Source organism: Variovorax sp. Varisp53, assembly GCF_059491555.1.
Genome location: NZ_CP168512.1, coordinates 3,673,764 through 3,686,211, shown reverse-complemented (window position 1 = coordinate 3,686,211; position 12,448 = coordinate 3,673,764). Strand labels below are relative to the sequence as shown.

The following is a 12,448-nucleotide window of genomic DNA, read 5'->3' as shown; positions in this document are numbered from 1 at the left end:
TTTCCGCATCCAGAACCTCTCAAGACAATGACCGACTCCGTAGTTCTCTTCGACGAAATCAAGACCGCCGGCGGCCAGCGCTTCGGCGTTGCCACCCTCAACGCTCCGGCTTCGCTCAATGCACTTTCCGTGGACATGGTTCGCCTGCTCACGCCCAAGCTGCGCGAATGGGCGAAGGACGAAGGCATTGTCGGCGTGCTGATGCAGGCCGCCGGTGAAAAAGCCTTCTGCGCAGGCGGCGATCTGCGCCAGCTCTACCAGACGCTGCTCGACTGCGGCCCCGAGCGCAACACCTACGCCGAAGACTTCTTCCGCGAAGAGTACGAACTGGACCACCTGATCCACACCTTCCCCAAGCCTTTCCTGTGCTGGGGTCACGGCATCGTGATGGGCGGCGGCGTGGGCTTGCTGGCCGGCGCCTCGCACCGCGTGATGACGCTGCAGAGCCGCATCGCCATGCCCGAGATCAACATCGGCCTGTACCCCGACGTGGGCGGCAGCTGGTTCCTGCGCCGCACGCCGGGCCGCACGGGCTTGTTCCTCGCACTCACTGCCGCGAACATCAACGCGGCCGACACCATCTTCTGCGGGCTGGCCGATGTGCTGGTCCCGCAGGAGCGCAAGGGCGAGGTGCTGGAAGCCATCGCTTCGACGAAATGGGCCGGCGAGAACAAGGCCGACCGCGCCACGCTGTCGCGCATCCTCGCCAAGGCGGGCGAGGGCACCGAGATGCCGCCATCGAAGGTGCGCGAGCACTACGACACCATCAACGCGCTGATGGCGGGCGACGACCTGCTCGACATCGCAAGGCGTTTGCGCGATCTGCAGAGCGACGACACATGGCTGCAGACCGCAGCCAAGACCTTCGCCAAAGGCGCGCCCAGCTCGGCCGCGCTGAGCTTCGAGCTGTGGCAGCGCGTTCTGCGCATGTCGCTGGCCGAGGTGTTCCGTCTCGAATACTGGGCCTCGCTCGGCTTCTGCGCACACAAGGACTTCGCCGAAGGCATCCGCGCGGTGCTGGTCGACAAGGACCGCAATCCGCGCTGGAGCCCGGCCACGCTCGAAGAGATCACGCCAGCCTTCATCGAGGACCACCTCCGCCCGCGCGGCGAGATGCCGATCGAGCTGGCGTCGCTGGTCTGATCCACACGCATAGATTCCTGCACAGAACAACGGAGACAAGACATATGAAAATCGCATTCATCGGCCTCGGCAACATGGGCGGCCCGATGGCCATGAACCTGCTCAAGGCAGGCCATACGCTCAGCGCCTTCGACCTCTCGGCCGAGGCCTGCAAGAAGTTCGGCGCCGAAGGCCTGCCCATTGCCAAGTCGGCGGCCGAGACGGTGGCCGATGCCGAGGTCGTCATCAGCATGCTGCCGGCCAGCGCGCACGTCGAGGGCCTGTTTCTCGGCGGTGGCGGCAAACCCGGCCTGCTCGACAGCATCCGCGCCGGCACATTGGTGATCGACAGCAGCACCATCGCCGCAGCCACCTCGCGCAAGGTGGCCGAAGCCGCTGCCGCCAAGGGCATTGCGATGATCGACGCGCCCGTGTCGGGCGGCACCGGCGGTGCGATTGCCGGCACGCTGACCTTCATGGTCGGCGGCGAGACGGGTGACCTGGAGCGCGCGCGCCCGGTGCTCGAAAAGATGGGCGCCAACATCTTCCACGCCGGCGCGGCCGGCGCGGGGCAGACCGCGAAGATCTGCAACAACATGCTGCTCGGCATCCTGATGATCGGCACCTCGGAAGCGCTGGCGCTGGGCGTGGCCAACGGGCTCGACCCCAAGGTGCTGTCGGAGATCATGCGCCGCAGCTCGGGCGGTAACTGGGCACTGGAAAAGTACAACCCGATGCCGGGCGTGATGGAAACGTCACCCGCCTCGAAGAACTACGCGGGGGGCTTCGGCACTGACCTGATGCTCAAGGACCTGGGCCTGGCGCAAGAGAACGCGACCGCCGTGCGCGCGGCCACGCCGCTGGGTGGGCTGGCACGCAGCCTGTATGCCGCACACAGCCTCGCGGGCCACGGCGCGCTCGATTTCTCGAGCGTGCTGAAGCTGGTGCAGAAGGCTTCCTGAAGCGGGCTCTGTGATCAGCCGTAGTGGGAGTGCAGGGCCCACAACAGGCCGATCACCACCACGAAGAGCACCGCGAAAAGCGCCCAGGCACGCATGACTGCCTGGTCCTCCGTGATTTCGGCGGGAGCTGCCTCGGGAGGCTGGCTAGGAGCGGCGGGCGGCGGTTGGGTCATTCCCGACTGTACCCCGCGTCGAGGCGGCCGGGGCGAGCTTTGCAGAAGCGTCCATCCGCGACATCGCCCACATGATGCCGGCCGCCACGAGGTTGGCGCCCACGCTGGACAGGATCGGCAGCATGTAGCTGCGGCTGATGTCGAAGGCAAAGCCCGCGGCGGCGGGGCCGACCAGCGTGCCGAAGGCCACGCTGGTATAGAGCACCCCGATGATCGCGCCGATGTTGCGGCCGCCGAAGTAGTCCATGACCAGCGCCGGCAGCAGCGCGACGAAACCGCCGTAGAACGCGCCGTAGAAGAACGCGAACACGGCCAGCCCAGGGAAGCTGCTGGACGCCGCCCACACGAGCAGCGACAGGGCCATGCCCGTCGACATCAGCAGCATGGTCTGCGCACGCCCCATGCGGTCGGCCAGCCCACCGAGGAAGAATCGCCCGGCCGTGCTGCCGACGCCGATGGCGCCCAGCAGCAGCACCGCGGAGGCATTGGGCACGCCGTGGTCCAGCGCGTAGGGCACGAGGTGCACGAAAGGCACGAACAGGCCGAACGAACTGATGAGGCAGGCCGCGTACAGGCCGGCGAAGCGCCGTGAGCGCACTGCATCGCGCACCGTGAAGCCTTCGGGCCTGGCCGAAGCGGCCAGCGGCTGCGGCGGATCGCCATCGGGGCCGAGCCCCCGGTCGCGCGGATCGTTCTCTATCAGCAGCGCCATGCCCACGCCCACCACCACCGCCAGTCCGCCGAGCGCCAGGTAGGCATGCCGCCAGCCCAGCGTTTCGATGAGCAACGACGCCAGCGGCGGCATCACCAGCGTGCCCACGCCGATGCCGCTCACCGCCAGCCCCGACGCGAAGCCGCGCCGCCTGACGAACCAGCGCTGCACCGCGCCCAGCACCGGCACATACGACGCGCCGACCCCGAGGCCGACGCCAAGCCCGTAGGCCAGGTAGATCTGCGTCAGGCTCTGCGCCTGCCCCGCAACGGCCAGCCCCAGCCCGACCAGCACCATGCCGGCGATGGCCAGCCGCCGCGAACCCCAGCGGTCGGCCAGCGGCCCGCTCAGCACGCCCAGGCCGAAGTAGAGAAAGCCCGCCAGCGAGAACACCAGCGAGACCGAGCCGCGCGAGGCGCCGAAGTCTTTCTGCAGCGATTCGAGAAAGGCGCTGAAGGTGTAGGCGCAGCCGAAGCCGACGAAGGTCACGGCAAAGGCGCCCGCGACCACCAGCCAGCCGCGGAAGAGGCCCTTGCCTTGCGATGGAGGCGGAATGTTGCTCAACGGATGGCCTCCAGTAGATGGATCAGAATTTTTGAATTCATGATTGCGAGTAGCGAAGCAGATCGGTTCTCTTCTTTCCCTGTATGTGCCAATATTCCTGCTTCGAGGATCGCTTTGCAAACCAGAACTTCTGATCGGTTCAGATCAGATTTGCTAAACCATGGAGCACCAACTCCCACCGCTCAACGCGCTGCGCGCCTTCGAGGCCGCCGCACGCCATCTCTCGGTGAAGAACGCTGCGGACGAACTGTGCGTGACCCCGGGCGCCGTGAGCCAGCTCGTCAAGACGCTGGAGCTGCACCTCGGCGTGCAGCTGTTCCGCCGCGTCAACCGCGGCATCTTCCTGTCCGATGCGGGCCAGGCCTACCTGCCGCCGGTGCGCAACGCCTTCAGGCAGATCAGCGACGCCACGCAGAAGCTCGCCGTGCCCGCGGACACCGGCCTGCTCACCGTGAGCGCCACGCCGTTCTTCGCTGCCGCCTGGCTCGTGCCTCACCTCAAGTCATTCCAGAAAGCGCATCCCGGCATCGACCTGCAGGTGCGGGCCAGCAACACGCTTGCCGATTTCTCGCGCGACGGCGTCGACGTCGCCATCCGCCACGGCATGGGCCAGTACCCCGGGCTTGCCAGCCAGCGCGTGCTCACGGTCGAGATGGTTCCCGTCGCCGCGCCCGCGCTGGTTGCCGAGCACGGCAAGCCGAAGAAGCCGGCCGACCTGCTGCAGTGGCCGCGCGTGAACGACGCCGAGCGCAAGGGCTGGCGCCTGTGGTTCGAGGCACAGGGCATTGCCGACACCGGCCCGGCCCGCGGGCCGTCGTTCGACGATGCAGGGCTGCTGGTGGGCGCGGTGCAGGCGGGGCAGGGCGTCGGCCTGCTGCCCGCGGCCCTGGTGGCGAACGAAGTCGCAGAAGGCCGGCTGGTGCGGCTCTTCAGAGCCGCATGGCTGGAAGACTTCGCCTATTACCTTGTGTACCCGCAGGCCAGCCACGATCGACCGAAGGTGGCGGCCTTCCGCGCCTGGATCGGCGAGGCGATGCGCCGCGATCAGACGGCGGCGAGAAAGTCGCCGGCGTCCCCACCTTCGCATTTCCAGTCGGCAAAGACACCGACGAGGCTGCAGCTGGTGCAGCGGCAGCCGAGGTAGTACCAGCGCACGTCGCTGCTGTCGGCGTAGAGTGCCACGCCCGAGAGCAGCTCGAAGGCTTCGGCGCCGCAGACGCATTCGTGGTTCTCGAACTCGGCTTCGTCCGCGTATTCGGCGCTGTCGCCCATCAGGTGAACGTTGCCGCAGGCCGTACAGGTGCGCCTGGCCGCGCCCGTGTCCTCGTCGGTTTCGAGCTTGAAGACGCGTTGGCCGCAGTTGCATGTCGACGCCGCGAACCGCGTGGCCGGGTAGGCGTTGGCCTGGCTGTAGCGCTGCATTTCGGCCTGGGTGTCTTCCGGACCATCGCCGTACCAGTAGCGGCCTTTCTTCTTCAGAGCCATCGGGTCTTCCTGTCCTCGAGTGTGGATGCGAAGTTGCGATTCTGCAGTGCCATTGCTACAGCAGCTCGATCCCCGGCAGGCTCTTGAAGCAGCTCTCGCGCGTGATGCGCACGAAGTCCGCCAGCCACGGCTGCCCCGACGTGCCCTGCGTGCACGCCATGTAGAGCCGCCCCGTCAGCCCCTTGCTGCCCACGCGCCGGGCCGTGACATAGCCGCGATCGAGGTAGTTCTGCACTGCCCACAGCGGCAGCGTCGCCACGCCGCGCCCGCTCGCCACCAGTTGCAGCATCGCCACCGTGAGCTCGGTGGTGCGGCGGTGCGCGGGCTCCACGCCCGCTGGCGCCAGCACCTGCCGCACGATGTCGAGCATGTCGTCGGGCACGGGGTAGGTGATGAGCGTCTGGTTGGCAAAGTGGCGCGCCGTGAGATGCGTCTTGGCTGTCAGGGGATGATCGTTGGCCAGCAGCGCCATGATCTCGAAGCGAAACAGCGCGTGGTAGTCGACGGTTTCGTCGGGGTCTTCCTCGGACACGATCGCCACCTCGGCGCGGTTCTGCATCACCAGCGCGATCGGGTCGGGGTGAAAGCCCGAGACGATGTCGAGCTCGATCTCGGGCCAGCGCTGGCGGAACGCGTCCATCGCCGGCATCAGCCAGTCGAAGCAGGTGTGGCACTCGACCACGATGCGCAGCTGTCCGCTGCGCCCCAGCGCGAGCCGGGCCACGTCGCGCTCGGCTTCCTCGATGAGCGGCAGCGCGGTGTCGGCCAGCTGCAGCAGCCGCAGGCCGGTGGTGCTGAACTGCGGCGGCACCGACTTGCGCTCGAACAGCTGCGCGCCGTAGCGGTCTTCGAGCAGCTTGATCTGGTGCGACAGCGCCGATTGCGTGAGGTTGAGCAGCTGCGCTGCGCGCACCAGGCTGCCGGTGTCGCGCAGCGCGATGAGCGTGCGCAGGTGGCGTATTTCGAGGGGCGACTGCAACATGAAAATTATTCAATCGAATGGGCAAAAGGTTTCGTTTGAATCATATGCCTCAAACGCCGACCATTGCAGGCTCCCAAGATCAGCGATTACTACCTGCAAATGACCACCCGTATCCACACCCTCGGCTTTCCGCGCATGGGCGCCCGCCGGGAACTCAAGTTCGCCCTCGAAAAGCACTGGCGTGGCGAGATCGATCGCGCCGCGCTCGAAGCGGTCGGCGAAGAACTGCGCGCGCGCCACTGGCAGGCCCAGCGCGATGCGGGACTCGACTTCGTGACGGTCGGCGACTTTGCATACTACGACCACGTGGCCAACCATATCCAGCTGCTCGGCTGCGAACCGGGGCGCTTCGGCTTTCATGGCGACGAACCCGAACTTTCGCGCTACTTCACGATGGCGCGCGGCGTGGAAAGCGAAGCCGGCCACGTGCACGACGACAGCTGCAACCACGGCGCCGAAGGCACTTTTGCGCTGGAAATGACGAAGTGGTTCGACACCAACTATCACTACCTCGTGCCCGAGTTCGATGCGGCCACGCAGTTCAAGCTCGCGTCGACGCGCCTGTTCGACGAAGTGGCGCAGGCCCAGCAGGCCGGGCACGCGGTCAAGGCCGTGCTGCTCGGGCCACTGAGCTTCCTGTACCTCGGCAAAGAAAAGGAAGCCGGCTTCGACCGCTTCTCGCTGCTCGACTCGCTGCTGCCCGTGTACGAACAGGTGCTCCGGCGGTTGAAGCAGCAGGGCGTGGAATGGGTGCAGATCGACGAACCCATCCTTGGCCTCGACCTGCCCGAAGCGTGGCGCAACGCCTTCGAGCGCGCCTACTGGCAACTGGCCCGCAGCGCGTCGAAGCTGCTGCTGGCCACGTACTTCTCGCCCCTGTCGGACAACCTGCGCCTGGCCTGCCAGCTGCCGGTGGCGGGCCTGCACGTGGACGCGGTGCGTTCGCCGCAGGAACTGACGGGCGTGGCCGACTGGCTGCCGGCGCACAAGGTGCTGTCTGTCGGCGTGGTCGATGGTCGCAACATCTGGCGTACCGACGTCGATGCCGCGCTGGCCAAGCTCAGGCCAGTGGCGGAGAAGCACAAGGGCGAGCTGTGGATAGCGCCTTCGTGCTCGTTGCTGCACGTGCCTTTCAACCTCGAGGCCGAGACGAAGCTCGACACTGAGCTCAAGTCGTGGCTTGCCTTCGCCATCGAGAAGCTCGACGAGCTGCGCGTGCTTCGTGCGGCCATTGACGGCGATGAAGCTTCTGTCGCGACCGAACTGGCGGCCGCCCGCGCGGCAGTGTCGGCACGCCGCGCCAGCCCGCGCGTGCACCGCGCCGACGTGGCCCTGCGCCTGGCGCGCAGCGTGGCCGGCGACGACAGCCGCGTGTCGGTCTTCGCGCTGCGCCAACTGGTGCAGCGCACGCGCTTCGCCTTGCCGGCGCTGCCGACCACCACCATCGGCTCGTTCCCGCAGACGCCGGACATCCGCGCCGCGCGCGCCGCCTTCAAGCGCGGCGAGCTCGACGCCGCCGGCTACCGCGAGAAGATGCGCGCCGAGATCGCACTCGCCGTGCGCAAGCAGGAGGAACTGGGCATCGACGTGCTGGTGCATGGCGAAGCCGAGCGCAACGACATGGTCGAGTACTTCGGCGAGCAGCTCGACGGCTTCGCCTTCACCGCCAACGGCTGGGTGCAGTCGTACGGCTCGCGCTGCGTGAAGCCGCCGGTGATCTTCGGCGACGTGGCGCGCCCGGCGGCGATGACAGTGGAGTGGACCGCCTATGCGCAGAGCCTGACGAAGCTGCCGATGAAGGGCATGCTGACCGGCCCCGTCACCATCCTGCAGTGGTCCTTCGTGCGCGACGACCAGCCGCGCGCCACCACCTGCGAGCAGATTGCCTGGGCGATCCGCGACGAGGTGGTCGACCTCGAAGGCGCGGGCATCGGCATCATCCAGATCGACGAACCCGCGATTCGCGAAGGACTGCCGCTGCGCCGCGCCGGCTGGCCCGCGTACCTGAAGTCGGCCACGCGTGCCTTCCGCATCAGCGCTTCGGGCGTGCGCGACGAGACGCAGATCCACACGCACATGTGCTATTCGGAGTTCAACGACATCCTGCCGGAGATCGCGGCAATGGACGCCGACGTGATCACCATCGAGACCAGCCGTTCCGACATGGAGCTGCTGCGCGGCTTCGGCGGCGAGAACGACGCGGGTGGCTTTCGCTATCCGAACGAGATCGGCCCGGGCGTGTACGACATCCACTCGCCGCGTGTGCCCTCGGTCGACGAGATCGTGCGCCTGATGCGCAAGGCTGCGGGCGTGGTGCCGCACGAGAACCTCTGGATCAACCCCGACTGCGGCCTCAAGACCCGCGGCTGGCCCGAGACCGAGGCGGCGCTGTCGAACATGGTGGCTGCAGCGAAGCTGCTGCGCAAGGAACTGGTCCCCGCTTGAGCTGAGGAGGGGCAATGCGGGCGCGCCAATAATGGAGGCATGCTTTGCCCAGACCGTCTCTTCCCGTTCCGTTTCTCCCTGCTGCTCCTGTTGCTCCTGGCCCCCTTGATGGGCTGGGCGCAGAACCGCGCGGAAGCGCTGCTGCAGTTCGAAGGCGTGCAGGCGCGCTATGAAGCGTCCTATGCGCCCGGTGCCGTCGCGCGGGGTGCGAGGGAACTGCTGGAGCCCGATGACCAGGCCATTGCAGACAAGGCACTCAAGGCGCTGGACACCGCCGCCGGCCGTGCGTTCAACACCAAGGCCTCCGTGGCCGCGATCCAGCAGGAAGTAGCGTTGGCCGGCAACGGCGGTGCTGCTCCCAGCCCGCAGGTGCTGGCCGCCGTGGCGCATTTCGTGAAACTGCGCACCGACTACGCCGCCATGACCGAGGCCGGCAAGGCCGAGTTCTTCAGCCGCGAACGCGCCAAGCCTGCCGATCCGGCGCGCACCGAGCTGCTCGAACGCATGGCCGTGGCAGAGGTGCGCGAGGTCGACTTCTCGAGCCAGTTGCTGATGAGCGCGGTGGTCAAGCAGCTCGCGCGTGGCAACGGCGGCCAGCTCAGCTCGCTGCCGGACCGCACACTGGACATGGCTCTCGACACACTGTGGTCGCGCGGCGTAACGTCGACGCGCCCACGCAACCTGATGATCGTGGCGCGCGAGTTCGAGAAGCAGGTGACGCAGGCACAGCTCGCCGCACTGCCCGATGCGGACGTGGCCGCCTTGCTGGCCTGGCGCAACGACCCGCAGGCGGCGGCCGAGCGCGAGGCCCTGGTGGGCACCTACCGCGCCGAGGTCAAGGGAGCGGCGCGGTCGCGCTCCGGACGCTGGTGCGCGCCTGGCCGCGCTCCTGATCGCGCCTGCCGCCGGTGCTGCCGCATAGGGCATGAACCGGCTCTGGTTCTCGTCCACAGCCAGCGGCCGGCCCACGAACGGGAAGGCGCGCTGCGGGCAGGTCTCGCGTTCGCACACCTTGCAGCCCGCGCCGATGGGCGTGGGCACGTCGGGGTCGCGCAGGTCCATGCCCTTCGAGTAGACCAGCCGCGTGGCATGGCTGATGTCGCAGCCCAGCCCGATGGAGAAGGTCTTGTTGGGCGAACCGTAGCCGCGGTAGCCGTGCGACACCGTGCGCGCGATCCAGAGGTAAGCGCGCCCGTCGGGCATGCGCGCGAGCTGCGTGAGCACGCGCCCGGGCTGTGCGAAGGCCTCGTACACGTTCCACAGCGGGCAGGTGCCGCCTGTCTTCGAGAAGTGGAAATGCGTGGCCGACTGCCGCTTCGAGATGTTTCCCGCGCGGTCGACGCGGATCAGGAAGAAGGGCACGCCGCGCGCCTCGGGCCGCTGCAGCGAACTCAGGCGGTGGCAGATGGTCTCGAAGCCCACGCCGAAGCGGCGCGCCAGCTGGTCGATGTCGTAGCGCAGCAGCTCGGCGGTTTCAAGGAACTCGCCGTAGGGCAGCAGAAGCGCCGCGGCGAAGTAGTTGGCCAGGCCGATGCGCGCGAGCGAACGGGCCGTGTCGCTGGACAGCGGCGCGGTCGCCACCAGCTCTTCGAGCATGTCGCCGAGCTCGAAAAACGCAAGCTGCGTGGCGAGCTGGAATGCATGCTGCCCGGGCTCCAGGTGAGGCGAGAGCCGCAACACGCGCGAGGCCGGGTCGTAGCGCCGCAGCGCACCGGCTTCGCCATCTTCGGCGGGAACCACCTGCACGCCGTGCGCTTCGAGCAGCCGGCGCGCGAGGCGGTCGCCGGGGTTGCCTTCGCGCAGGCGCCATTGCGCAGCGAAGGCTTCGGCCGCATCGTCGAGCGGCGCGATGTGGTTCTGATGCGCGAAGAAGAAGTCGCGCACTTCCTCGAAGGGCATGGGCCGCGCCTGCGGCAAGCGCGCAAGGTCGCCGCGGCCGTCGCCGAGTTCGCCCGCCAGCGCCTCCAGCCGCTCCATCGCATCGCGGTGGCGCTGGTGCAGCGCCACCAGCGCGCGGCCCACGGCCGGCATCTGCGTGGCCACTTCGCGCAGCTCGGCCAGCGCGACCGCGTCGCCGCCCGGGTTGTCGGCCAGCGCCTCGCGCAGGCTGGCGATGAGCCGCGCTTCCTCGTCTTCCGAGAAGGCCTGGATGTCGACGCCCAGCGTGGCATGCAGGCGCAGGAGTACCGGCACCGTGAGCGGCCGCTGGTTCTGCTCGATCTGGTTCAGGTAGCTGGGCGACAGGCCCAGCTGCTGCGCGAGCGCGAGCTGGCTCAGGCCGCGCTCCTCGCGCAGGCTTCGCAGCCGCACGCCCATGAAGGTCTTCTTCATCGTCTGTGTCCGTTGTTCGCAAGATTCGCAAATCTGATCGCGTTTCCTTCGCAATCATTCGCCAATTCAGGTCTTCATTATGGGCACGATCTTGCGTAAATTGCGAATCATGCAAGGCACTCGCGGTTCGGTCCGTCTCATCGAGGTGGTGTTCCCGGAACACACCAACCACTACGGCACGCTGTTCGGCGGCCAGGCGCTGCAGCTGATGTCGAAGGCTGCCTTCCTGGGCGGCCGCGGCTTCGTGCGCGGCGACGTGGTGATGGCGCGCTGCGGCGAGGTGATGTTCCATGCACCGGTGCGCCTGGGCAGCACGCTGGTGCTCGACACGCACGTCTCGCGCGCCGGTCGCAGCTCGCTCACAGTGCACGTTCGCGGCTGCGTGCAGGACGTGGCGACCGAGGCGCTTGCGTGCGTGCTCGAAGGCGAGTTCGAGATGGTGGCGGTCGACGCCGCCGGACGCCCGAGGCGCATGGCGCGCCTCGCCGAAGAAATTTCCGAGGAGACCGTATGACCACCGACACCGCAAGCCCCACCGGCTTCAAGCCGAAGAAATCCGTCGCGCTCTCGGGCGTGACCGCGGGCAACACCGCGCTGTGCACCGTGGGGCGCACGGGCAACGACCTGCACTACCGCGGCTACGACATCCTCGACATCGCCGACGTCTGCAAGTTCGAGGAAATCGCGCACCTGCTGGTGCATGGAAAGCTGCCCAGCAGCGCCGAGCTGCGCGCCTACAAGGGCCGGCTGAAGGCGATGCGCGGCCTGCCCGCGAGCGTGAAGGAAGCGCTGGAGCGCCTGCCCGCCAGCGCGCATCCGATGGACGTGATGCGCACCGGTGTGTCCGCGCTCGGCTGCGTGCTGCCCGAGAAGGACGACCATTCGCTGCCCGGCGCGCGCGACATCGCCGACCGGCTGATGGCCTCGCTCGGCTCGATGCTGCTGTACTGGTATCACTGGTCGACGCAGGGGCGGCGCATCGAGGTGGAGACCGACGACGACTCCATCGGCGCGCACTTCCTGCACCTGCTGCACGGCCGCGCGCCCTCGGCGAGCTGGGAGCGCGCGATGCACACCTCGCTCAACCTCTATGCGGAGCACGAGTTCAACGCCTCGACCTTCACCGCGCGCGTGGTGGCGGGCACGGGCTCCGACGTGTACTCGGCCATCACCGGCGCCATTGGCGCCCTGCGCGGGCCCAAACACGGCGGCGCCAACGAGGTCGCCTTCGAGATCCAGAAGCGCTACGACACGCCCGATGAGGCCGAAGCCGACATCCGTCGCCGCGTCGAGGCGAAGGAAGTGGTCATCGGCTTCGGCCACCCGGTCTACACCGTGTCGGACCCGCGCAACGTGGTCATCAAGCGCGTGGCGAAGCAGCTGTCGGACGAGGCTGGTTCCACCCGCATGTACGACATTGCCGAGCGGCTCGAAACGGTGATGTGGGACGCGAAGAAGATGTTCCCCAACCTCGACTGGTTCAGCGCCGTGAGCTACCACATGCTGGGCGTGCCGACGGCAATGTTCACGCCGCTGTTCGTCATTGCGCGCACCAGCGGCTGGGCCGCGCACATCATCGAGCAGCGGCAGGACAACAAGATCATCCGCCCGAGCGCCAACTACACCGGTCCTGAAGACCAGACCTTCGTTCCCATCGCCAACCGCTGAAAGC

At 67.7% G+C, this 12,448-nt stretch carries 9 protein-coding genes and 1 pseudogene; 6 read left to right on the top strand and 4 right to left on the bottom strand.

Annotated features, from left to right (window positions below):
* Positions 1-27 precede the first annotated feature (27 nt).
* Together ACEOAB_RS17180 and mmsB are read left to right on the top strand one after the other, a co-directional pair.
* Positions 28-1,143 (top strand): enoyl-CoA hydratase/isomerase family protein, encoded by a 1,116-nt coding sequence (locus tag ACEOAB_RS17180; RefSeq protein WP_413747575.1) that lies wholly within the window; start codon positions 28-30, stop codon positions 1,141-1,143.
* Between the two features lie 44 nt (positions 1,144-1,187).
* A complete protein-coding gene (mmsB, locus tag ACEOAB_RS17175; RefSeq protein WP_056591832.1) occupies positions 1,188-2,084 on the top strand; it encodes a 3-hydroxyisobutyrate dehydrogenase in 897 nt (298 codons plus the stop codon).
* A gap of 144 nt (positions 2,085-2,228) precedes the next feature.
* Here mmsB and ACEOAB_RS17170 read toward each other — a convergent pair whose 3' ends face one another.
* Complete coding sequence (locus tag ACEOAB_RS17170; RefSeq protein ID WP_413747574.1) at positions 2,229-3,533, bottom strand: MFS transporter; 1,305 nt, start codon at positions 3,531-3,533, stop codon at positions 2,229-2,231.
* A 160-nt stretch (positions 3,534-3,693) separates the two neighbouring features.
* Between ACEOAB_RS17170 and gcvA the strand changes: the two genes are divergently transcribed.
* Positions 3,694-4,677 carry a transcriptional regulator GcvA gene (gcvA, locus tag ACEOAB_RS17165; RefSeq protein WP_495653002.1) on the top strand — a complete coding sequence of 328 codons (984 nt, stop codon included), beginning with the start codon at positions 3,694-3,696 and terminating at the stop codon, positions 4,675-4,677.
* Here gcvA and ACEOAB_RS17160 read toward each other — a convergent pair.
* Together ACEOAB_RS17160 and ACEOAB_RS17155 are read right to left on the bottom strand one after the other, a co-directional pair.
* On the bottom strand, positions 4,578-5,018 hold the full coding sequence (locus tag ACEOAB_RS17160; protein WP_413747572.1) for a hypothetical protein: 441 nt from the start codon (positions 5,016-5,018) through the stop codon (positions 4,578-4,580). The two genes, gcvA and ACEOAB_RS17160, sit on opposite strands and share 100 nt — an antisense overlap.
* A 55-nt stretch (positions 5,019-5,073) precedes the next feature.
* Complete coding sequence (locus tag ACEOAB_RS17155; RefSeq protein WP_413747571.1) at positions 5,074-6,000, bottom strand: LysR family transcriptional regulator; 927 nt, start codon at positions 5,998-6,000, stop codon at positions 5,074-5,076.
* A gap of 99 nt (positions 6,001-6,099) precedes the next feature.
* On the opposite strand from ACEOAB_RS17155, the gene metE reads away from it, so the two are divergent.
* On the top strand, positions 6,100-8,445 hold the full coding sequence (gene metE / locus ACEOAB_RS17150) for a 5-methyltetrahydropteroyltriglutamate--homocysteine S-methyltransferase (protein WP_495653001.1): 2,346 nt from the start codon (positions 6,100-6,102) through the stop codon (positions 8,443-8,445).
* 909 nt (positions 8,446-9,354) lie between these two features.
* Here the strand turns inward: metE and ACEOAB_RS17145 are convergent.
* Positions 9,355-10,776, bottom strand: a pseudogene (locus tag ACEOAB_RS17145) (short-chain fatty acyl-CoA regulator family protein); the annotation flags it as partial.
* A 109-nt stretch (positions 10,777-10,885) separates the two neighbouring features.
* On the opposite strand from ACEOAB_RS17145, the gene ACEOAB_RS17140 reads away from it, so the two are divergent.
* Together ACEOAB_RS17140 and prpC are read left to right on the top strand one after the other, a co-directional pair.
* Complete coding sequence (locus ACEOAB_RS17140; RefSeq protein WP_413750415.1) at positions 10,886-11,290, top strand: acyl-CoA thioesterase; 405 nt, start codon at positions 10,886-10,888, stop codon at positions 11,288-11,290.
* A complete protein-coding gene (prpC, locus tag ACEOAB_RS17135; RefSeq protein ID WP_413750414.1) occupies positions 11,287-12,444 on the top strand; it encodes a bifunctional 2-methylcitrate synthase/citrate synthase in 1,158 nt (385 codons plus the stop codon). The genes ACEOAB_RS17140 and prpC overlap by 4 nt, the downstream gene beginning before the upstream one ends.
* Positions 12,445-12,448 lie beyond the last annotated feature (4 nt).